Consider the following 21,057-nt stretch of genomic DNA (forward strand, 5'->3'; position numbering starts at 1 on the left):
GCCAACTCCTACAGACGTTCTATCAGAACCCCACACTGGCCTGCACGAAGAATGTCCGCGGTTCCCCCACGTAGATCCCCGCATTGTTATCGCTTGAGCGAGTGAAGTAGCGCTTGTCGAACATGTTGCGCACCCCCGCGCCCAGCTTCAAGTTCGACAACTGTGCCCCGAAGTCATAGGCACCACGCGCATCCCAGGTCATATAGCCGGGAATGTTGCCGTACTGACCATCGGCGGTCGGCTCGGTGATGTAGTTGCCATTGAAACTACCATCGGCGTTGGTCCCGGTACCCGGCGCATGCTGGACCGAGCGAGCGAAGCCGTCGACGTTGTAGGTCCAGCGGTTGACCGCATAACGTAGGCCGACATTGAGCACCTGACGGGAATACAACGGCAGGTCACGATTCTTGAAGCCAGGAATATCGCCCTGGGAGGTAGCCTTGGTGTAGGTGAAGCCGGCGTTGGCGGTCAGGCCGTCGAGCAGTGGGTTCAGCGTCGACAGATCATAGTGCACAGAGGTCTCGATACCCTGGTGCTTGGTCGCACCGAGGTTGGTCCAACCCACATCGTTGCTGACATATTGCAGTTCGTCGGCGAAGTCGATGTAGAACAGGGTCATCTCACCGCCCCAGATGCCGTTGTCATACCGGGTACCCAACTCGTAGGTCTTGGCCTTTTCCGGTTGCAGGCCATTGGCGGTGCTGTTGCCGTTACCGCCCTGCGCCACCTGGAAATACTGCAGGCTGCCGAAGGAAGTCTCGTAGTTGGCGAACAGCTTCCAGGCATCGGAGAGGTGGTACATCACGCTAATGGCTGGCAGCGGTTCGTTGCTGTTGACGCTGCGGTTTTTCTCTTGGACCGGCACGCCGCTGGTGCCCAGTACCGCACGCTCATGCCAGTCGGTATTAATGCGCTCGAAGCGGATACCTGGGGTAATTGTCCACTTGCCCACATCGATCTTGTTGTCGATGTAGAAGGCGTGCGCCTCGGTGCCACCGGTACGGTCCTGGAAGATATGGCCGTCGGAGGTCGGGGTAATGGTCGGAACGTTGTTGACCAAGGCCAGCCGGCTGGAGGACTCGTGCATCGCCTCACGCAGGTAGCGATAACCGACGCTGACTTCCTGACTGGTGTTGCCCAGTTCGAACACCCGCGACGCCCGCGGCTCGACACCCAACGTATAGTAACTGCGCGGGAAGGAGCCAAGGGTCTTCTGGTCGCGGGCGGCGATGTGGCTGCCGCGAAAGCTGTCGGTGTAGTAGGTCAGCACTTCGACCTGGGTCTGGTCATCAACCTGCCGCTTGTACTTGAAGGAGATGTCCTTGCGACGGCCACTGAAATTATCGTAGTCACGCACCGACTGGTAAGGATTGGCGTCGTACTGTTTCTGGGTCAAGCCGCCCGGCATGTCCGCATTGGCATCGTAGTAATGCAGGTTAAGCGAGAAATCGTCCTGATCGGTCGGCGCCCAGTGGGTTTTAAGCAGCACATCATTGATGTCGTTGCTGTTGTTGCTTTCGCGAAAACCCTCGCCTTTTACGCCGGAGTACAACAGCGCCGCGCCAAAGCCGTTATCGGCGGTGCCGCCAAGGAATGCCGTGTCGAGGTGCTTCACACCGCCATAACGCGAGGTTTCCAGGGTCGTGCCGATTTCACCGGAAAACTTCTGCGGGATCGCCCGAGTCACGAAGTTGATCACGCCGCCGACGTTCTGCGGTCCATAACGCACGGAACCGGCACCCCGCACTACATCGATGCTGTCCAGGTTGCCCACCGACACCGGGGCCATCGACAACTGCGGCTGGCCGTAAGGCGCGAATGCCGCCGGCACGCCGTCGATCAGCACGGTGGAGCGTGGCGACAGACGAGATGTCAGGCCACGCACACCGACGTTGAGGGAAATATCGCTGCCACCCGTACCATTGCTTTCCTGCACCTGCACGCCGGGAACGGTACGCAGCGCATCCCTGACGTTCATCGCCCCCTGCTCAATCATCGTTTCACGACGAATCACCGTCCGCGCGCCTGGGTGGTTCTGCACGATGGCCTGGTCGGCGTCGCCGAGCCAATCACCCACTACCTTGACATCCATCGGCGCCAACTGCAACGAGCCCGCGGCGGTCGGAGCGGCCTCGTGCAAGGTGACCGAACCGTCCCGGAGGGCATAATCCAGGCCGCTGCCACGCAGTAGCACGTTCAAAGCTTCTTCCGGCGACAGGTTGCCGTCTACCGCCGGGGCCTGCTTGCCGGCCACCAGTTGCGGATTGAAAAACACTTGCAAAGAGGTCTGCTGACCCAACTGGCTCAAGGCCGATGCCAAGGACTGGGCCTGAATATGAATGGTCGAATCGGCCTGGGCTGCCTGGCTCAGGGGGGCAACGGCACTGACCGCGAGCGCCAGGGCAAAGGCCTGGGAGCTGGGCAGTGTATCGCGGATCGCCCGGTATAGAGCGTTGGGTGTGTTGTTCACGTCTGACCTTGTCCTGTTGTTCGCAAATATATGCGGCTGTTAATGAAAACCAGTTGCAGTTGAACAAGAAGACGAAGAACTCGAAAAAAACCTGAATCTATTTTGCAAATATTTCCTGGCTGCCGTCGGCACGGCTCCTGACCGCCACCGGCAGGATGCTCGGCAGGGCCTTGAGCAAGGCGTCTGTATCGTTGACCTTGAACACGCTGGTCAGACGCAGGTTGCCGACCGCCGGGGTGGCGACGCTCAACGGCTTGTCCCGGTAACGCGAAACCTGCCCCACCACATCGGCCAGGCTGGCATTGCTGAACATCAGCTTGCCGCTGCGCCAGGCCAGCAGTTCCTCGGGATTGACCGTCTGCGCGACTTCGACCTGACCCTGGGCATTGACCCGCGTACCGAGGCCGGCGGTGAGGGTGACAAAATCAGCGTCGCGGGCATCACGCCCCTGGACCCTGACCGTCCCGGCCTCCACGACCACATGGACTTGCGTCGGATCGCGGCGCACGTCGAAGCGCGTCCCGGTGACCGTCACCTTGCCGGCCCCGGCCAACACCACAAACGGTCGGTGGCTGTCGTGCTTGACGCCGAACATCGCCTCGCCTTCCTCCAGCTCGACATTGCGCCGGTCCTGCTCGTAACTCACGCGCACTCGGCTGCGACTGTTAAGCTCGATGACTGAGCCATCAGGCAAGGCGACCTGCCGGCGCTCGCCGAGCACCGTAGCGAATGTGGCGCTGTAGGGCGCAGGATGGTTCAAGCCGCTGAACAGACCCAGTCCCAGAGCGACCGCCACCACCCCGGCAGCGACCGCATAGCGTACCAACCGACGCCCGCTCCGCGCTGGAGGCGCATCGCCGAGGGCCTGCAGGCGCGCCCGGGGCACCAGGTCGGTGGTGCTCCACAGTCCCTGGAGCAAATCGAATTCATTCTGGTGCAGCGGATGTTCCTGGCACCAGGCCTGGAACTGCGCCTGTTGTTCAGCGCTCAACGGCGCCTCCTGCATCCGCACGAACCAAGTCGCGGCTTCATCGCGAACCGTGGCGGGATCGCGTGGGCAATCACCGGTATCCATCATGGAAAGTCCTGTCCGGGTGGAACTTGCATCGCCTTGTCCTTCATTGATCCGGTTCATCCAGGCGATCACGCAGATGCCGCAAGGTGCGGATCATATACTTCTCCACCATATTCTTGGACAACCCGAGACGTTTGGCGATTTCTGCCTGAGTCAAGCCCTCGATCTTTTGCCAGATAAACGCCTTGCGACAGTTGACGGGCAGTTCGCCCAGTGCCTGCTCGATGGAGTCGGCAAGCTGGATGGCATGCATGAAATGCTCCGGGTCACCGCTGGGCGGCGCACTGTGATGAATCGCTTCCAGTTCGAGGGCACCGCGCCGGTCTTCGCGACGATAGGCATCCACCGCGATATTGCGCGCGGTCTGATGCAGATAGGCGCGTGGTTGCGCGACGCCGCCAGCAGTGCTTTCCAACACCCGCACAAAGGTATCATGGGCCAGGTCTTCGGCTTGTTGACGGTTTCTCAGTCGGCGAGTCCAAGTGCCGATCAACTCTTCGTAATGCTCGAAAAAACCGGGTGTTCGGGGTGGCTGGAGGTTCATGGCGATGGGCTATGAAGGCGGGGCGTGAATAGTAATGCTTCCTATTAGTAGCCGCAATTCATTCCATCGAATATCAACACCGTAGCAATCGAATACATGATGACCTTGCCGGAAGCGGGACTCGTTGAAAGGTCCATGGCACTTGTGGCCATGAGATCGCCCTTTTTTCAGGCGAAGTCAAAACGTACTGGACTGACTTCGACAGTTATGGGGGGCTCTGGTCCGCATCGCAAAAAAGTCCGAGACTCAGATCAACCGCAATCCAGTCATGCCGCTCATAATCGCCGCCGAAATCAGCAAGCTTATTCCAGCGCCCAACCACCAAATCCGATTGGCACGAGACTCATCGACCCTATGCGCGAGAAGCACCACGCGTAACCCCGAAAACAGGTGAGTCAGGACAAAGAACACGCCCAGCGCGTAATGCGGCAGCAGACGAATATTCCAGGCGTCATGTATCAGACCGGCAGGCAGACCGGCGGCGAATGCCCAGTCGGTGGGAATATCGAGAAAGGTCCGTGCATAAATGAACACTGAATTCATGTGGCCGAGAATAAACATTGACATGAACACACCTGACGCAACCTGAAAAACCCGATAACGATCAGCCTTTGTTTCTGTCCATGTCCATGCCAGTCGCAAACCGCTGACAATCTGGAACAACATGATCGCCACCAACAACGGTTCGATAGCCGCGGTTCTATACACTGTGCGACCTATGTCCATCACCGCCGCATGCGCTTGGGGGCTTATAAGTCCGAACAAATGATTGAAGATATGAAATAGAACATAGAGCGCGGTTATTGCGCCGGCGATACCGTGGGCCACACGCAGACGCGAGGATGGCTGTGCCAGTGAAAGTGTGCCGGGAGCGCTTTCTCGCGATGCCCAATACCCCAACAGCAACCATGCCGGCGACCATATCCAGGTATCCGCGATCTTGCTGCCAGCCATGTAGGTAAGCACGCCAAAGAACACATACAACGTAGGAGCGGCAACCGCCAGCAAGGCCAATCGTCGAGCACGGGTGCTTTCCCCTGGGGCAGCATGAGTTGCGCGTCCAGCCGTCATCAAACAGATCAAGGGCACGGCAAATGCGGCGATCAACAGCAAAGCAGCGGCGAGGAGAGCGTTTGCCGACAACGGGTCACTTTTCCCTTCGGCGGGGGCTACCACCCAATGGAACGCATCGAGAATCCACGGGTAAAGCGCGGCACTCACTGCCGGCATCCATATCACCACCTTGGCATCAAGGGGTCGCACGGAGCCACTGTTGACCATTGAGCTATCCAGCCTTGGGTTATAGAGCATCTTACTCTCCAACGACCGGAGAACATAAATGCCCTGCAAGTCGTTTGTGCGTTAGTTAGGGGGAAAAACCGCCGTTCCACCGGTCTGGGTAATCAACCATGGCGATGGAAATAACGTAGAGAAACATTACTCTGCCAGTAGCCCACTCCATAGAGTCAAAAATGATCAAAATGACTAGGACATTCAGATGAATAAAAACACTCCGAATGAGGGTAAAAATCCGCCGTTGTTTCGACAGATCTATTTGCGCTTTCGTGACTCAATTACAGAAGGTCGCCTCAAGCCTGGCGACCGCGTACCCTCAATACGGGCGCTGGCCTCGGAACTCAATTTGGCTCATGGAACAATTGAGGCAGCTTATCAATTATTGATAGGCGAGGGTTATCTGGTGACACGCGGGGCCGCCGGGACAGTCGTCTCTCCCCAAATCAGATCAGCCCCACTTAAATCGCTCCCGACAAAATCGCAATCCCCCCAACAGCCCCTGATACATACGGGCGAACCTCCACAGCCACTGCAAATGGGGCTGCCGGCGCTGGATGCCTTTCCGAGCAAGCTATGGAACCGTCTGGCCTATCGAGTACTGCGCCACTCTGCCACTGATGGTTTGATTTATCCCGATGCCAAAGGACATGTTTCTTTGCGCAACGCAGTCGCCGGTTATCTGGGTGTTTCACGTGGCATCGGCTGTTCACCAGAGCAGGTTTTTATCGTCGCCGGCTATCGAGCTTGCCTTGATTTGATCTGTAGAAGCCTGCTGCATAGTGCAGATCACTGCTGGGTCGAAGACCCCGGTTACCTGGCTGCCCATCATTTTCTGCGTGAGGCTGGAGCCAACCTCGTTCCCGTTCCTGTCGATGATCAAGGAATGATCGTAGAGTCCGGTATACAACGAGCCTGCAATGCACGCTTTGCTGTGGTAACGCCGACCCACCAAAGTCCGTTGTGTGTTGCGATGTCGATGCCCCGCCGCCAGAATTTACTGGCTTGGGCTCACCAGCAACAAAGCTGGATTATCGAAGACGACTATGACAGCGAATATCGCTATCTAGGACGCCCCCTCCCGGCCTTGAAAAGTCTGGATACCTATGATCGAGTCCTGTATTGCGGCACTTTCAGCAAAGTGCTGTTACCTGGCTTGCGGCTGGCCTACCTGGTAGTCCCAAAAAATCTTGTTTGCCGATTCGCTCAGATCACCGACATGATGCATAGCCATTGCCCTCAACTATGGCAGGTCACTACGGCCCACTTCATCAATGAAGGCCACTTCGCACGTCATTTGAGAAAAATGCGCAACCTCTATGCAGCTCGACGAGGCTTACTGGTGGCTGCGTTGACCAGCGCCCTGGGGGCTCGCCTGTCGATCGACCATCAGGTCGGGGGGATGCACCTGGTGACGCGTCTGCCTGAAGGTACGGATGATCGCGCCATGGCCGCTAAGGCAAAAAGCGCTGGTTTGAATGTTCATGCCCTCTCCGACTGGTACCTGGAGGCACCCACCGAACCTGGCTTGCTGCTAGGTTTCACTAACATAAAAGACCGCGAGCAGGCCTTATTCCTGGCCACGCTGCTTGGTCAAATGATAGGAGTCTGACCAGTTCCCCATCAGACGGTCACTCCTTTGCAGTCACCTTTGCAACACTATGAAGTGGCGTGCCTATTTAGACAGTTGAAAGGATTGCGCATATTTTTTCCCGCTTTGAAAAGCTGAATATAATGTTTATCGGCTTCGTTAACTTCGCGCTGATCATCGACGGGCTGAAATTGTGTTAGGCCACTGGTGCAGTCCTTCAGCACTTTGCTGCCGTCTTCATGAGCACCGAACTCAGTGGCTGGCACCGCCCCGTGGAAACCGCCACCGAAAGGTCAGTACCCACGCCGTTGCCCCGCAGAACAACAGGCTGGCACCCAAGTCCTGGCTCCAGGCGCTCCCCATCAACCCGGCGCCAATCATCAGATAATACATCAGGCCGAATAACGCCCCGGCGGTACCTTGGCGGTCGGAATAAGCCGCCAGGGCACCGCCGAGGATGTTAGGGATTGCCAGTCCGAACCCCAGCACGATCGCCATCATCGGCAGAACGAACAGCCCGCTGTCTTGCAGCCCCCACACCGCAACGCCCGCTCCTAGCATCAGCCGCGACGCCAGCCCGACCAACCGTTCGCCAGCCCAGCCACGGTGCAGTAGGCGCTTGTTCAGCCAAGCGCCGCAACCCGATCCCAAAGCCAGGATCACGCCGCTGTAGCCGAACAGCTCGCCGCCAAGCCCTAATCGCTGGAACATAAAAGGCGCCAGACTGTAGTAGCTGAAGAGGGCGATGTTGAACGCCGCGACCAGCAGCGCCGAGCGCCAGACACCGAGGTCCCGGAACAGGTCCACCGAGGTGGCGAACAGCGGCGGCGTGACAACCAGTGTCGGACGGGTTTCCGACAGTTGCCGGGCCGACACGCCGAACAGCAGCAATGCCAGGCCCAGCAGGCCGTATAGCACCCCGTGATAGCCAAAGCCGGCCACGAGGCTAGCGCCGGTAAACAGGCCAATAGCCGGGCTCGCCGCCAGAGCCATGCCCACCAACGAAAACACCTGAGCCAATTCCGTCCCTCGAAAGCTATCACGCAGCACCGTCTGGGTCACCACTGAACAGGCCGCCACGCCGAAGGCCGCGAATGCCTGAGAGATCAGGAAAACACTGAAACTGGTGGTGCTCAAGGCCAGGCATATCGCTAGCAGATACACGACGAGTCCGGCGAGCAGCGATGGCCGCCGGCCGATCCAGTCACAGGCCAGGCCCCACACCACCACCCCGAAGGCAAAGGCCAGGAAATACACTGAGAACATGCGCGAAGCCGACGCCACCCCCACTTCCAGGACTCGCTCGATGTCCGCCAGGGCCGGGCTGAAAATACTCTGGGCAATCTGCGGAAACATCAGCAAGGCGATCGCCAGGGCCAACTGGCCATTAAATTTCATGAACATGCACTCCTTGAAAGGCTGAGCGCGATTCTAAGAAAGTACAGTTGGCGTATTATTCAAATTAGGACAATAAACTACTGAAATCGGACAATCCATGGCATGGCTCGACGCCCAGGCGACATTCAACCCCGATACTCTGGCCGCCCCGGTCATCGGTATTGCAGCACGTCTGGGGGACCATGATTCGGGTCGGCATTGTCATCGTCGCGGGCAACTGCTGTTTACCCGCCAGGGCTGTTCGCGCATCACGCTGGCCAACCAACTCTGCCTCCTGCCGCCGTCCCGGGCGGCTTGGATACCGCCTCGCGTGGAACATCGAGCAGTGATGCAGCAGACCGTGGACTATCGCTCACTGTACCTGGCCCCCGAACTGCTTAGCGGGCTGCCGGACCAGATCACGATCATCGAAGTTGGCCCGCTGCTTCGGGCGGTATTGGAGCCCATGACCCTGATGGCCTTCGATACCGACTGGAGCCGGGGCAAGCCCTCTCACCTGCTGGGCCTGTGCCTCGAGGAGATCCGTGAGGCGCCGCGCCAGCCGATGCTGCTGCCCCTGCCTCAGGACAAGCGTCTGGCCCCCCTGCTGGTGTCGCTGGAGCAATTACCGCCCGAACTTCAGGTATTGGTCACCCGAGTCGGTGCCAGCAGCAAGACCATCGGTCGCATCTTCGTGCGCGAAACCGGTATGGGCTATCAGCAGTGGCGCCAGCAGTGGCGGTTGATGCGGGCGATCGAACTGCTCGCCACCGGACGCAATATTGCCTACGTTGCCTATGAACTGGAGTTTGCCAACGATAGCAGCTTCATCGGCTTTTTTCGGCAAATGACGGGGACTACTCCGAGAGCCTATCTGTACGCCTCAAGGTAGTCGCCGCTGAGTATTTTAGGCAAGCGCCAACCAGCGCTCAAGCAAGGGAAAAAAGCCGGACAAATGCCAGGGCAACAATTTCCCTGGCATAGGTTCGCGCCGCTCAGCCCATCGCAACCAGCATCACTCGACCGGCATTTTGCGAAAGCCGATGGCCAGGCGATTCCAGCTATTGATGGTGCCGATGGCCACGCTCAGGTCGACCATTTCCATGGGGCTGAACTCGGCACAAAGTAGTGCATAGTCCTCGTCCGATGCGTGGGTCTCGCTGATCAGGGTCAGGGATTCGGTCCAGGCCAAGGCTGCGCGTTCGCGGGGGGTAAAGAACGGCGTTTCACGCCAGGACGAGAGCGTGTAGAGGCGCCGTTCGGTTTCCCCGGCTTTACGTGCGTGGGTGCCGTGCATGTCGAGGCAAAAGGCGCAGCCGTTGATCTGCGAAGCACGCATCTTCACCAAGTCTATCAGGGACTTTTCCAGGGGCAATTTGCTGACTGCGTTTTCCAGGGCCAACATGGCTTTCAAGGCATCTGGGGAAGCGGCGTAGAAATCAAGACGAGGTTGCATAACATAACTCTTAATCCGTTAAAGACGGTACTACGTTAAGACCATTGAGCATCAGACCAAATAGCCAATTTATTAAAAAAACCGGGAGCCAATCGCCCTGGTCCGCGCAACGGATGCCCCTCTGGGCACGGCAGGCTAAACTGCGCCCCCATTGCGAACTGCTTTTCCCCTTTCAACGAGCCCTCCCATGGAATTACATATCAATCTCGAGGGTCGTCGCGACCTGGCCCGACAAATCACCGAACAACTACGCACCGCCATCACCCAGGGCCAGTTGGTTGCCGGCACCCAGTTACCGCCCACCCGCCTGCTCGCCGAGCAATTGGGGGTCTCGCGCAAGACCGTGGCCGATGCCTATGCCCAGTTGACCTACGACAACCTGCTGGTCGGACGAGTCGGCGCCGGAACCTTCGTCAATTCGCATATTCCCCAGATCCGCCCCAGGACGCACCGCGAAGCACTGGCCGGGGCGGCGGTGATCAAGCAATGGCGTGAGGCGTCGATTCCGCTTCCGATGCACCACCCCATCGGCACCCTGCGCTATGACTACCTGGGCGGGGCCACCAGAAAGAATCAGTTTCCCCATGACGAATGGCGCCGTAGCGTGCTGTTCGCCCTGCGCCAGACTGCCCAGGTGCACGGTTTGTACAGCCAGCCGGAAGGTATCCCGATGCTGCGCGAAGCGATTGCCCGACATATCGGCTTTTCCCGTGGCGTGCGGTGCAACAGCGACGACCTGCTGGTGACCAACGGCGCCCAGCAGGCCCTCGATCTGATTGCCCGGGTGCTGGTCGAGCCCGGCTGCACCGTCGCCGTCGAGGACCCCGGCTACCCACCGGCGCGCCTGTTATTCGCCGCTCAGGGCGCCACTGTGGTCGGCGTCCCGGTGGATGATCAAGGCATCCGGGTCGAGCTGATTCCCGACGGCACGCGGCTGATCTACGTGACCCCGGCGCATCAGTTCCCGCTCGGCATGCCCATGAGCCTGGAACGCCGCCAGGCCTTGTTGGAGCGCGCGCGCGTCCTCGGAGCGATCATCATCGAGGACGACTACGACTGCGAATTCCGCTATGAGGGGCGACCGACCGACTGCCTGCAAAGCCTCGACCAACAGGGTCTGGTCGCCTATGTCGGAACGTTTTCCAAGACCCTGCTGCCGGAATTGCGCCTGGGTTACCTGGTGGCGCCGCCTGGCCTGCTCAAGGCGCTGATCTCGGCCAAACAGTTGACCGACTGGCACACCGCGACGCTGATCCAGTGGGCCTTGGCTAAATTCATGGTCGACGGCTATCTGCTCAAGCACATCCGACGCTGCCACAAGGCCTACTCCAGCCGTCGCGAACACCTGATCGAGCGGCTGGACGGCGACCTTTCACCCTGGTTCCAACGCATCCACTCCACCGCCGGCTTCCACCTGGCGATCCTCGACAAGGGCGCACTGAATATCCCACTGCTGATTGAGCTGGCCAAGAAAGTCGAGGTCAGGTTGTACTCGCTTGCGCCCTTCTACCACACCGCCACCCCGCGCACCGGCCTGCTGATGGGTTACGGCTCCATCGAGACCCTGGATATCCAGCCATCGCTGGACCGGGTGCGCGAGGTGCTTCGCCAGCTACACCCGCAAGACTGATCGCTGGTGGCCCGGACCCTGCCGATCGCTTCCGCCTCCTGCGTGGGAGCGATCGACGATCACGTTACAAAACCAATAAAATTATCGTTTTACAATAATTAATCATCCTAATACAGTTATGTCAGAGCTGATCGCCCCTGGCACGCGACGGCTTCCCTCAACCCTCGAAAGGACATGACATGACACCCGATCGCCTGGCAAATCACAGCCGGTTTCTTGCCTCTGCAACCTTGCTGCTGATCATCGCGATGTTGCTGGTCAACATCGCCTGCTGGTTCTACCCCAGCCTTGTTAGCACCTATGGAATCGGCTTCAACCTGGCCTCGACGGCCGGCCATTTCGAGGTGAGTGTCGAACAGATGCCGGGATGGCAAGTAGCGGGTTGTATCCTGTTGTCCAGCATTCCCTTGCTGATCCTCGCCAGGGGCCTGTTTGCCTTGCGCGCGCTGTTCCAGGTTTACAGTCGTGGCGACTACTTTTCGGCGGAATCGGCCGAACGACTGGGGCAGGTTGGAAAGAATGTCGGCTTCTGGGTATTGGCCACGCTCCTGCTAGAGCCGGCCCTGAGCGTATGGATGACGTTCCTGATGCCGCCAGGCCAGCGTCTGCTGACCCTGGGCTTCAGCCCGTCGCAGGTGGTAGCCCTATTTCTTGCCGCATCGATCATGCTGATCGCGAAAATTCTCTACAATGCCTGCTCGCTGGCCCGTGAAAACCAGCAGTTCGTCTAGGACGCGTCGATGCCGATTGAAATCAAGCTCGATGTCATGCTCGCCTTGCGCAAGGTCAAATCCAAAGACCTCGCGGCAGCCATCGACATTACTGAACAGAACCTGTCCCTGCTCAAACAGGGCAAGGTCAAAGGCTTTAGATTGTCGACGCTGGAAGCAATCTGCGCTTACCTGGACTGCCAACCGGGCGACTTGCTCAGCTACAGCGCCCCTGGCGCACGGGTGCGGGGACCAGGCGAGCATTCGTGATTATGGGTAAAGAGTCCTTTTCCCCATCGTCTATTTTTCTCAAAGATAGGAATGGGGATACTCGCGGACCGTTCCTATTCCAGGAGTCACCTATGTCTGTTCCCGCCTTCGGCCTTGGTACGTTCCGCCTGCAGGGCCAGGTTGTCATCGATTCGGTCAGCACCGCCCTCGAACTGGGCTATCGGGTCATCGATACCGCACAGATCTACGAGAATGAAGCCGAGGTCGGCCAGACCGTCGCCGCCAGCGGCGTAGCCCGCGACGAATTGTTCATCACCAGCAAGATCTGGGTCGACAATTTTTCCAGGCAAGCGCTGATACCCAGCCTCAAGGAAAGCCTGCGCAAGCTGCGAACCGATTACCTGGACTTGACTCTGATCCACTGGCCATCGCCCGAAAACCAGGTGCCGGTCGAGGAATTCATGGGTGCGCTGCGGGAAGCCAAGCAACTGGGCCTGACTCGCCAGATCGGTGTGTCCAACTTCACCATCGACCTGATGAAACAGGCCATCGCCGCCGTCGGTGCCGAACACATCGCCACCAACCAGATCGAACTGCACCCCTATCTGCAAAACCGCAAGGTGGTGGAGTTTGCCCACAGCCAGGGCATGCAGATCACCTCCTACATGACCCTGGCCTATGGCGAGGTGTTGAAAGACCCGCTGATCCAGCAGATCGCCGTGCAACACCAAGCCACCCCGGCCCAAGTAACGTTGGCCTGGGCGATGCAGAAGGGTTATGCGGTGATTCCGTCCTCGACCCGACGCGAAAACCTGGCCAGCAACCTCAAAGCCTGCGACTTGCGCCTAAGCGCTGCCGACATGACAGCCATCGACGGCCTGGAGCGTGGCCACCGCCTGACCAGCCCCAAGGGCATCACCCCAGACTGGGACTGAACCGCACCGCTCAGGTCCGGCTGCTCAGATCAGATGGTTGCGCTTGGCAAATTCCGCCAGCGCAACCACTGACTTGAGGTTCAGTTTGTCGATCAGACGGGTCTTGTAGGTGCTGACCGTCTTGTCGCTCAGCAGCATCAACTCGCTGATCTCCTTGTTCTTCATGCCACGGGCGATATAGCGCAGGATGCTCAGTTCGCGGTTGCTGAGATTCTCGATCTGCCGCGACTCGGATTCGTTGACACTGGCCTTTGTGCGCCCGCGGTCTTCCAGGCGCGGGAAGAAACTTTTGTTGAGCATCACCGCCTGCACCGCCAGTTGTAGCTCGTCGAGCTCAGCGGTCTTGGAAACGAAGCCCAGCGCACCGGCGCGCATGCAGCGTTCGGCATAGAATTGCGGCGCTTGCTCGGTCAGCACCACAATCTTGCTCGACAGTCCCAGGGTGACAATCCGAGTAATCACTTCCAGGCCATCGAGCCGGGGAATATTCAGGTCCATCACGATTAGCTGCGGTTCGAGCTCGCGGGCTCGCTGCACCGCGTCGACGCCATTGTCGGCCTCGGCCAGCACCTCAAAACCGAGTTTCTCCAGCAGTATCTTGATCGCCAGACGAACAAACGGGTGATCATCCACAATCAGTGCGTTACGCATCCGCAAATCCTTGAGAAGTACGCCGGCCACGGCTAAAGACGGGAACGTGCTTGCATCGATCAGTAAGGGAAGGGAATCCAACGAAATACAGTGTAGGAAAGTTCCGGGATACTTGCCTCGACAAACGGCGTCTATCCCTCAGCCATCGCCGGATGGGGCAGGCACTTTAGCGGGCGCCCCCTAGCGAGATATGTAGGAATAATCCCAAAACCATCCCGGCGGAACGGAAGATTATGGCGCCACAGCAGGAAACGGCCACGCCGCTCGGGTCAGTCGGTAGTGCTCCGGCGCCGGCACGGCAGTTGGGCTCAATTCGCCGTCGCCAGCAACCGATCCCGCACCGAACGCCTCTGGTCGCGCTGGCGACCGTGCCGGTACAGCGACGTGGCGATTTCCTCGGCGCGGATCGGCAATACCGACAGCAAGGTGTCGCTCAGGCCATGGCTGGCCTGACAGAATCCCTGCATGTAAATACCGGCCTTGCAGCGCTCGTCGGTGACCAGGCGGTAGTCGCGGTTGACCTCGTAGTCGCCCAAGTACTCCGCCAACGGCGCCAGCAACTGGCGGTGGCTCTGGCGTTCATAGCCGGTGGCCAGGATCACCCCATCATACCGATGAGCGCCCAACTCGCCACTGGCCGTGTTGCGCAGCGCCAGCTCGACCCCCGCCTCACCGGCACTGGCACACTCGACGGTGGTCAGGCTACGAAAAGTGTGACGTTGCATGCCCGCGACTTTCTGGCGATAGAAGATCCCGTAGATGCGCTCGATCAAGTCGATGTCCACGACCGAATAGTTGGTGCTCTGGTACTCGTTGATCAGGCGCTCGCGCTCAGCGGTGTTCTGCTGGTAGATCAGGTCAGTGAACTCCGGTGAGAACACTTCGTTGACGAATGGGCTGTCGTCGGCCGGTTTCAGCGCCGAACCGCGCAGGATCCAATCCACCTGCACCGAGGGGTAGCTGTCGTTGAGGTCGATAAAGGCTTCCGCCGCGCTCTGCCCGCCACCGATGATCGCGATGCGCATCGGCGCGCCGCTCACGCAAGCCTGTTTGGCCATGCGCTCCAGGTACTGCGAGTGGTGGAACACCCGATCATCATCCTTCAGCGCCTTGAACGCCTGGGGAATGCGTGGTGTGCCACCGGCGCTGACCACCACCGAACGGGCGCTACGGACAAACTGCTCGCCCTGACTGTTGCGGGAAATCACCCGCAACGCGTCGACCTGCTGCTGATGCAAGATCGGCTCGATGGCCAGCACCTCTTCACCATAGCGGCTCTGCGCCTGGAAATGCCCGGCGACCCAGCGCAGGTAGTCGTTGAACTCCATGCGGCAGGGGTAGAAGGTGCCCAGGTTGATGAAGTCCACCAGGCGACCGTGGGCCTTCAGATAGTTGACGAACGAATAGGGGCTGGTGGGATTGCGCAGGGTCACCAGGTCCTTGAGGAAGGAAATCTGCAATTCGCTCTGGGTTACCAGGGTGTTGCCATGCCAGCGATAGTCGGCCTGCTTGTCCAGGAACAACACCTCCAGCTCACCGTGGACCTGCCCGTGTTCCTGCAGGGCAATAGCCAGGGCCAGGTTGGAGGGGCCAAAACCAACGCCGATCAGATCGTGAACGATGGCCGATGCGATTGCCTGTGTCATTTCCAGTGTCCTCTGGATAAGCCCCGGTGCATGGGGGAAAGGGAAAACCCAAGTGACCTGCGGCGCCTGCACAGGTCGTCTGTTGAGTAGGAACGAGGACCATGAAAAAAAATTTAGCGACCGCTGCTGTCCCACTGACGCAGGCGTACCCGGCAATGCTTCATGGCATTGACGATGTGTTTCTCCACCAGGCTGCGGGAAATGCCCAGGCGCTCGGCAATTTCCTGATGCGAGAGGCCTTCGAGCTTGCGCAGCGTGAAGCTCTGGCGACACAGTGCCGGCAATTCGGCCATGGCCCGCTGCAACATGTCCAGGCGCTGGCCATGATCCATCGAGGCCTGGGGCGAAGGCATGAAAAAACGCTCCTCCTGGTCGAGGGCATCCAGAGACTCGACCCGGCGCATGACGTTACGCCGATGATCGTCGATCGCCAGGTTCAGCGCAGTGCGATACAGAAACGCCCGCGGCTGCTGGATCGGAGTCTGGCTGGAGCGCTCCAGGACCCGCAGATAAGCGTCATGCACCACATCTTCGGCAGCCTGGCGGTTGCCCAGCCTGGCGTTCAGGAAACACACCAGCTCGCGATAGTAGTTTTCCACCATGATTCCCAGCCGCGATACCCGCCAGCATTTGTCCTTGAGGCCTATCAACGACAAAGGGGTCGATAATGGCAGCTTGAAAACACGTAATTATAGTAATTCTCATATAGATTTAAAGTGGCGGCGCAGAACAAACGGGAAATACCCTGATAAACAGGGCCCAGGAAAGGCTTAAATTCCTCTTTCATACCCTCGTCTATTGAACAGCTACCCGTACCTGTCGCTCGCCCGACAGCCTGCCCCGCTGGAAACCGCTATCCGGCAAGGGGTAACGGGCCGACTTCCACTGGCCGGAACCCTGCATGAAACATCGCCGAAACGCCCGATGCGCGCTGCTCGCCACCCTTTGCCTGATTCCCGTGGTCGCGATCGCAACCTGGCAGTTCATGCCTGCAGGGCGCGATAAACTCTCCACGGTCCAGGTCACTCGCGGCGACATAGAAAGCAGCGTCACCGCCCTGGGCACCTTGCAGCCGCGCCGTTACGTTGACGTCGGTGCCCAGGCCTCCGGGCAGATTCAGAAAATTCATGTGGACGTCGGCGATCAGGTCCGGGAAGGCCAGTTGCTGGTGGAAATAGATCCCTCAACGCAGAAAGCCAGGCTGGATGCCGGGCGCTACTCCATCGAAAATCTCAAGGCTCAGCTCCAGGAGCAACGTGCCCAACATGACCTGGCCCGCCAGCAATATCAACGCCAGAAGCATCTCGCCGCGGGAGGCGCAACCCGTGATGAAGACGTGCAGAGCGCCGAAGCACAACTGCGCACCACCCAGGCTCGGATCGACATGTTCCAGGCTCAGATCCTCCAGGCCCAAGCGAGCCTGCGCAGCGATGAAGCCGAGCTGGGTTACACGCGTATTTTTGCCCCGATGGCGGGTACGGTCGTCGCTGTGGACGCCCGTGAAGGCCAGACCCTCAACGCCCAGCAACAGACACCGCTGATCCTGCGGATCGCCAAACTATCACCCATGACGGTATGGGCCGAGGTCTCCGAAGCCGATATCGGCCATGTCAAACCCGGTATGAACGCCTACTTCACCACCCTCAGCGGTGGCAGCAGGCGCTGGACCAGCACGGTCCGACAGATTCTGCCGGTGCCGCCCAAACCCCTGGACCAGTCCAACCAGGCCGGCGGCGGCCCCGCCAGCACGGGCAAAAGCGGGAGTGGCCGGGTGGTGCTCTACACCGTCCTGCTCGACGTGGACAACAACGACCAGGCCCTGATGGCCGAGATGACCACCCAGGTATTCTTTGTCGCAAACCACCAGCAGAACGTATTGACCGCGCCGGTGGCCGCCCTGCATCGCGACGCACCGGGCGGCGAGCAGACCGTGCAGGTCGTGGCCCGCAATGGCGCGATTGAACAACGTCAGGTCCGCACCGGTATCAGCGACCGTTTGCGCGTGCAGATCCTCGATGGACTCGACGAAGGCGATCACCTGCTGATTGGCCCCGCCGTCGGCCATGGAGGTTGAATGCAAACGCCACTGATTGACCTGCAAGACATTCGCAAAGCCTATGGCGGCGCCGACAAGCCGCTGGTGGAGGTACTGCGCGGTATCAGCCTGTCGATCCATGCAGGGGAGTTCGTGGCGATCGTGGGGGCTTCCGGCTCCGGCAAGTCGACACTGATGAACATTCTCGGTTGCCTGGATCGCCCCACCTCGGGTCGCTACCGCTTCGCTGGCGAAGACGTGGCCGGACTGGACAGCGACGAGCTGGCCTGGCTCCGCCGCGAGGCATTCGGCTTTGTATTCCAGGGTTACCACCTGATTCCATCCGGATCGGCCCAGGAGAACGTCGAGATGCCGGCGATCTATGCCGGTACCCCGGCCACCGAGCGACACAGCCGAGCCGCCGCCCTGCTGGCTCGCCTGGGACTGGCGGAACGTACAGACAATCGCCCCCACCAACTGTCCGGCGGTCAACAGCAGCGGGTATCCATTGCGCGAGCGTTGATGAACGGCGGCCACATCATCCTCGCCGACGAACCCACGGGTGCCCTCGACAGCCATAGCGGCGCCGAGGTGATGACCTTGCTCGATGAGCTGGCCAGCCAGGGCCACGTGGTGATTCTGATCACTCATGATCGTGAAGTCGCGGCGCGGGCCAAGCGCATCATCGAGATCCGCGACGGCCTGATTGTCAGTGACAGCGCCCAAGCACTTGCCGATACCCAGATCCCAACAGCCCCAGGTGCCTTGCAGGCCGTCGACATACGCCGGCGCCTTACCGCCGGCAGCGAGCACACCGGTGCCTGGAAAGCCGAACTGGTCGATGCCATCCAGGCCGCCTGGCGTGTTATGTGGATCAATCGTTTTCGCACCGCGCTGACATTGCTCGGCATCATCATTGGCGTGGCCTCAGTCGTGGTCATGCTCGCCGTGGGCGAAGGCAGCAAGCGCCAGGTCATGGCCCAGATGGGCGCCTTTGGCTCCAACATCATTTATCTCAACGGCACCTCCGCCACCCCGCGAGCGCCGCACGGCATCATCAGCCTGGACGACGTGGCGGCGCTGGCAACCCTGCCCCAGGTCAAGATGATCATGCCGGTCAACGGCGACGATGCCAGCGTGCGTTTCGCCAGCATCGACTACAAGGTCTACGTCGGCGGCAGCAACACCGCCTTTCCCGCCATATTCAACTGGCCGATGGCCAGCGGCAGCTATTTCACCGAAGCCGACGAAGCCAACGCGGCACCGGTAGCGGTGATTGGCGAGAAAGTCCTGGAAAAACTGTTCACCGCCAGCAATCCGCTGGGGCAGTACATCCTGATCGAGAACGTACCGTTCCAGGTCATCGGCGTACTCACCGGCAAGGGTGCCAGTTCCGGCGAAAAAGACAGCGATGTACGGATTATGATCCCCTACTCGGCCGCCAGCATCCGCCTCTTCGGCACCCGCGACCCTGAATATGTGGTGATCGCCGCCAAGGATGCCCGCAAGGTCAAGGAAGCCGAACGGGCCATCGACGAACTGCTGTTCAAGCTGCATAACGGCAAGCGCGACTACGAACTGACCAACAATGCCGCCATGATCCAGGCAGAGGCCAAGACTCAAAACACCCTCTCGCTGATGCTTGGCGCCATCGCCGCCATCTCGCTACTGGTCGGCGGCATCGGCGTGATGAATATCATGTTGATGACCGTGCGTGAGCGCACCCGCGAAATCGGCATACGCATGGCTACCGGCGCTCGTCAGCGCGACATCATGCGTCAGTTCCTCACCGAAGCGATCATGCTCTCGGTGGTCGGCGGCCTGACCGGCATTGCCCTGGCCCTGCTCGTCGGCACGGTGCTGGTATTGAGCGAAGTCGCCGTGGCCTTCTCGCTGGCGGCCGTGTCCGGCGCATTTGCCTGCGCCCTGATCACCGGCGTCATCTTCGGTTTCATGCCGGCCCGCAAAGCTGCCCGACTCGACCCGGTCACGGCACTCACCAGTGAATGATCTCTCCATGAAGTCGCATTTGAGCGTATTGCCCCTCTGTTTGTTGCTCGGCGCTTGCGCCACACCGCCCGCACCCATCGACAGTGGCGTCAAACCACCCTCCCAGTGGACAGCGACCTCCCCCAGCGCGCGGCACATCGATCGGCAATGGTGGCAACACTTCGCCAGCCCTGAACTGGACCGGCTGGTCGCCCAGGCCCGGCTGGGCAGCTACGATCTGGCTGCCGCCATTGCCCGAGTGCGCCAGGCCCGCGCGGCGTCAGTCGTTGCCAACGCCTCACAGTTACCGGAACTGACGGCGAACGTGAACGCCAACCGCCAGAAGCTGCTCCACGGCAACGGCTACAGCCAACTGGATGCCAGTGGCGACAAATCGGCAATCAACTACTTCGACGCCAACCTCAGCGCCAGCTACGAAATAGATTTCTGGGGCCGTAAAGCGGCAACCCGTGCCAGTGCGTGGCAGACGCTGAAAGCCTCCGAATTCGACCAGGCCACTGTCGAGCTGACACTTCTGAGCAGCGTCGCTGATAATTACCTGCGTATTCTCGCCTTGCGCGAACAGGGTCGTATCGCCGGACTCAACCTGGAGAATGCGCGCAACGTCCTACAACTGGTACAGACCCACTATCGGTCGGGCTCGGCAACCGCGCTGGAAGTCGCACAACAAGCCAGCCTGGTGGCGGCCCAAGAGCGGCAGGTTCCGCTGATTCACCAGCAAGCCCGTGAGGCCCTGATCGGCCTGGCCGTCCTGCTGGGCCAGCCGGTACAAAATGTGCGCATTGCCGGCCAGGATCTGGAACAACTGAAATGGCCCGCTATCGGCAGCGGCCTGCCCAGTGAGCTGCTCAGCCGCCGCCCGGACATCGCCGGTGCCGAGGCGCGCCTGGCAGCCGCCCAGGCCGATGTGCAGGTGGCCCGGGCCGCGATGCTCCCCTCCCTGACCCTCGGCGCAACAGTCGGCTCGGGCACCGCCACTGCCCCCGACCTCCTGCGCAGCCCGTTCTATATGTTGAGCGCGGGCCTGATCGCCCCAGTCTTCAACAATGGCCGCCTGGGCGCCGAGCGGGACCAGGCCACGGCACGCCAGGAGGAATTGCTGGAGATCTATCGCGGGAGCATCATCGCGGCCTTCGCCGATGTGGAGCAAGCCTTGAATGCCATCGATGGCCTGGACCGGCAACGGCAATGGCAGGACGAGGAGCTCAGCCAGGCGCAACGGGCCTTCGAGGTTGCCCAAAGCCGCTACAAGGCAGGCGCGGAAGGCTTGCTGACGGTCCTGGACACCCAGCGCACGTTGTACCAGGCTCAGGATCAGAACGTGCAGTTGCGACTGTCCCGATTGCAGGCCAGCGTGGCCTTGTACAAAGCGCTGGGCGGTGGCTGGCAGGTCATGTAAAGAC

Annotated in this window: 18 protein-coding genes and 1 pseudogene; 10 read left to right on the forward strand and 9 right to left on the reverse strand. The window is 60.0% G+C overall.

Going from position 1 to position 21,057, the window contains the following annotated elements; translation table 11 throughout:
- Positions 1-22 precede the first annotated feature (22 nt).
- The 4 genes from AWM79_RS12790 to AWM79_RS12805 all read right to left on the reverse strand — a co-directional run bounded on the left by AWM79_RS12790 (position 23) and on the right by AWM79_RS12805 (position 5,439).
- The gene (locus tag AWM79_RS12790; RefSeq protein ID WP_060783984.1) at positions 23-2,437 is read right to left on the reverse strand and encodes a TonB-dependent siderophore receptor; all 2,415 of its coding nucleotides are present in this window, start codon (positions 2,435-2,437) and stop codon (positions 23-25) included.
- A 130-nt stretch (positions 2,438-2,567) separates the two neighbouring features.
- A complete protein-coding gene (locus AWM79_RS12795; RefSeq protein ID WP_017132073.1) occupies positions 2,568-3,548 on the reverse strand; it encodes a FecR family protein in 981 nt (326 codons plus the stop codon).
- Between the two features lie 40 nt (positions 3,549-3,588).
- Entirely contained in the window at positions 3,589-4,089 is a 501-nt protein-coding gene (locus AWM79_RS12800; protein ID WP_017132074.1) for an RNA polymerase sigma factor, read from the reverse strand.
- Positions 4,090-4,335: 246 nt separating this feature from the next.
- Complete coding sequence (locus tag AWM79_RS12805; protein ID WP_244159556.1) at positions 4,336-5,439, reverse strand: hypothetical protein; 1,104 nt, start codon at positions 5,437-5,439, stop codon at positions 4,336-4,338.
- 148 nt (positions 5,440-5,587) lie between these two features.
- Here AWM79_RS12805 and pdxR (AWM79_RS12810) point away from each other — a divergent pair, with 148 nt between their 5' ends.
- Together pdxR (AWM79_RS12810) and AWM79_RS25615 are read left to right on the forward strand one after the other, a co-directional pair.
- Positions 5,588-6,994 (forward strand): MocR-like pyridoxine biosynthesis transcription factor PdxR, encoded by a 1,407-nt coding sequence (gene pdxR, locus AWM79_RS12810; protein ID WP_060783011.1) that lies wholly within the window; start codon positions 5,588-5,590, stop codon positions 6,992-6,994.
- Positions 6,995-7,045: 51 nt separating this feature from the next.
- Positions 7,046-7,173: pseudogene (locus tag AWM79_RS25615) on the forward strand (IS5-like element ISCARN85 family transposase); the annotation flags it as partial.
- 52 nt (positions 7,174-7,225) lie between these two features.
- Here AWM79_RS25615 and AWM79_RS12815 read toward each other — a convergent pair.
- A complete protein-coding gene (locus AWM79_RS12815) occupies positions 7,226-8,371 on the reverse strand; it encodes an MFS transporter (protein ID WP_017132078.1) in 1,146 nt (381 codons plus the stop codon).
- 97 nt (positions 8,372-8,468) lie between these two features.
- Here AWM79_RS12815 and AWM79_RS12820 point away from each other — a divergent pair, with 97 nt between their 5' ends.
- Complete coding sequence (locus tag AWM79_RS12820) at positions 8,469-9,242, forward strand: AraC family transcriptional regulator (protein ID WP_017132079.1); 774 nt, start codon at positions 8,469-8,471, stop codon at positions 9,240-9,242.
- Between the two features lie 123 nt (positions 9,243-9,365).
- On the opposite strand, the gene AWM79_RS12825 is transcribed toward AWM79_RS12820, so the two are convergent.
- Complete coding sequence (locus AWM79_RS12825; protein ID WP_017132080.1) at positions 9,366-9,806, reverse strand: carboxymuconolactone decarboxylase family protein; 441 nt, start codon at positions 9,804-9,806, stop codon at positions 9,366-9,368.
- Positions 9,807-9,993: 187 nt separating this feature from the next.
- Here AWM79_RS12825 and pdxR (AWM79_RS12830) point away from each other — a divergent pair, with 187 nt between their 5' ends.
- The 4 genes from pdxR (AWM79_RS12830) to dkgB all read left to right on the forward strand — a co-directional run bounded on the left by pdxR (AWM79_RS12830) (position 9,994) and on the right by dkgB (position 13,312).
- Positions 9,994-11,436 (forward strand): MocR-like pyridoxine biosynthesis transcription factor PdxR, encoded by a 1,443-nt coding sequence (pdxR, locus tag AWM79_RS12830; RefSeq protein ID WP_017132081.1) that lies wholly within the window; start codon positions 9,994-9,996, stop codon positions 11,434-11,436.
- Between the two features lie 179 nt (positions 11,437-11,615).
- Complete coding sequence (locus AWM79_RS12835; RefSeq protein WP_017132082.1) at positions 11,616-12,167, forward strand: DUF2975 domain-containing protein; 552 nt, start codon at positions 11,616-11,618, stop codon at positions 12,165-12,167.
- Between the two features lie 9 nt (positions 12,168-12,176).
- Positions 12,177-12,416, forward strand: a complete 240-nt coding sequence (locus AWM79_RS12840; RefSeq protein WP_017132083.1) for a helix-turn-helix domain-containing protein — start codon at positions 12,177-12,179, stop codon at positions 12,414-12,416.
- 92 nt (positions 12,417-12,508) lie between these two features.
- Entirely contained in the window at positions 12,509-13,312 is an 804-nt protein-coding gene (gene dkgB / locus AWM79_RS12845; RefSeq protein ID WP_017132084.1) for a 2,5-didehydrogluconate reductase DkgB, read from the forward strand.
- Positions 13,313-13,336: 24 nt separating this feature from the next.
- Here dkgB and AWM79_RS12850 read toward each other — a convergent pair whose 3' ends face one another.
- The 3 genes from AWM79_RS12850 to AWM79_RS12860 form a co-directional block, all read right to left on the reverse strand.
- Complete coding sequence (locus AWM79_RS12850) at positions 13,337-13,963, reverse strand: response regulator transcription factor (RefSeq protein ID WP_017132085.1); 627 nt, start codon at positions 13,961-13,963, stop codon at positions 13,337-13,339.
- Between the two features lie 308 nt (positions 13,964-14,271).
- On the reverse strand, positions 14,272-15,609 hold the full coding sequence (locus AWM79_RS12855) for a lysine N(6)-hydroxylase/L-ornithine N(5)-oxygenase family protein (RefSeq protein ID WP_060783012.1): 1,338 nt from the start codon (positions 15,607-15,609) through the stop codon (positions 14,272-14,274).
- Between the two features lie 113 nt (positions 15,610-15,722).
- Positions 15,723-16,211 carry a sigma-70 family RNA polymerase sigma factor gene (locus AWM79_RS12860; protein WP_017132087.1) on the reverse strand — a complete coding sequence of 163 codons (489 nt, stop codon included), beginning with the start codon at positions 16,209-16,211 and terminating at the stop codon, positions 15,723-15,725.
- A 299-nt stretch (positions 16,212-16,510) separates the two neighbouring features.
- On the opposite strand from AWM79_RS12860, the gene AWM79_RS12865 reads away from it, so the two are divergent.
- The 3 genes from AWM79_RS12865 to AWM79_RS12875 are packed head-to-tail and all read left to right on the forward strand — an operon-like array spanning position 16,511 to position 21,053.
- Positions 16,511-17,683, forward strand: coding sequence for an efflux RND transporter periplasmic adaptor subunit (locus AWM79_RS12865; protein ID WP_060783013.1), 1,173 nt, complete (start codon positions 16,511-16,513; stop codon positions 17,681-17,683).
- Complete coding sequence (locus tag AWM79_RS12870; protein WP_060783014.1) at positions 17,684-19,654, forward strand: MacB family efflux pump subunit; 1,971 nt, start codon at positions 17,684-17,686, stop codon at positions 19,652-19,654. It abuts the gene before it with no gap.
- Positions 19,655-19,661: 7 nt separating this feature from the next.
- Entirely contained in the window at positions 19,662-21,053 is a 1,392-nt protein-coding gene (locus AWM79_RS12875) for an efflux transporter outer membrane subunit (protein WP_017132090.1), read from the forward strand.
- The last annotated feature ends 4 nt before the right edge of the window (positions 21,054-21,057 follow it).

Origin of the sequence: Pseudomonas agarici, assembly GCF_001543125.1 — a bacterium.
GTDB classification, from domain to species: domain Bacteria; phylum Pseudomonadota; class Gammaproteobacteria; order Pseudomonadales; family Pseudomonadaceae; genus Aquipseudomonas; species Aquipseudomonas agarici.

What these genes read in the sequence shown, in the direction of transcription:
- AWM79_RS12815 (WP_017132078.1), bottom strand. Translation starts at nt 8,371, where the DNA reads ATGAAATTTAATGGCCAGTTGGCCCTGGCGATCGCCTTGCTGATGTTT.
- AWM79_RS12825 (WP_017132080.1), bottom strand. Translation starts at nt 9,806, where the DNA reads ATGCAACCTCGTCTTGATTTCTACGCCGCTTCCCCAGATGCCTTGAAA.
- AWM79_RS12865 (WP_060783013.1), top strand. Translation starts at nt 16,511, where the DNA reads ATGAAACATCGCCGAAACGCCCGATGCGCGCTGCTCGCCACCCTTTGC.
- AWM79_RS12855 (WP_060783012.1), bottom strand. Translation starts at nt 15,609, where the DNA reads ATGACACAGGCAATCGCATCGGCCATCGTTCACGATCTGATCGGCGTT.
- AWM79_RS12820 (WP_017132079.1), top strand. Translation starts at nt 8,469, where the DNA reads ATGGCATGGCTCGACGCCCAGGCGACATTCAACCCCGATACTCTGGCC.
- AWM79_RS12875 (WP_017132090.1), top strand. Translation starts at nt 19,662, where the DNA reads ATGAAGTCGCATTTGAGCGTATTGCCCCTCTGTTTGTTGCTCGGCGCT.
- AWM79_RS12800 (WP_017132074.1), bottom strand. Translation starts at nt 4,089, where the DNA reads ATGAACCTCCAGCCACCCCGAACACCCGGTTTTTTCGAGCATTACGAA.
- AWM79_RS12795 (WP_017132073.1), bottom strand. Translation starts at nt 3,548, where the DNA reads ATGATGGATACCGGTGATTGCCCACGCGATCCCGCCACGGTTCGCGAT.
- AWM79_RS12860 (WP_017132087.1), bottom strand. Translation starts at nt 16,211, where the DNA reads ATGGTGGAAAACTACTATCGCGAGCTGGTGTGTTTCCTGAACGCCAGG.
- dkgB (WP_017132084.1), top strand. Translation starts at nt 12,509, where the DNA reads ATGTCTGTTCCCGCCTTCGGCCTTGGTACGTTCCGCCTGCAGGGCCAG.
- pdxR (WP_017132081.1), top strand. Translation starts at nt 9,994, where the DNA reads ATGGAATTACATATCAATCTCGAGGGTCGTCGCGACCTGGCCCGACAA.
- AWM79_RS12835 (WP_017132082.1), top strand. Translation starts at nt 11,616, where the DNA reads ATGACACCCGATCGCCTGGCAAATCACAGCCGGTTTCTTGCCTCTGCA.
- AWM79_RS12870 (WP_060783014.1), top strand. Translation starts at nt 17,684, where the DNA reads ATGCAAACGCCACTGATTGACCTGCAAGACATTCGCAAAGCCTATGGC.
- AWM79_RS12850 (WP_017132085.1), bottom strand. Translation starts at nt 13,963, where the DNA reads ATGCGTAACGCACTGATTGTGGATGATCACCCGTTTGTTCGTCTGGCG.
- pdxR (WP_060783011.1), top strand. Translation starts at nt 5,588, where the DNA reads ATGAATAAAAACACTCCGAATGAGGGTAAAAATCCGCCGTTGTTTCGA.
- AWM79_RS12840 (WP_017132083.1), top strand. Translation starts at nt 12,177, where the DNA reads ATGCCGATTGAAATCAAGCTCGATGTCATGCTCGCCTTGCGCAAGGTC.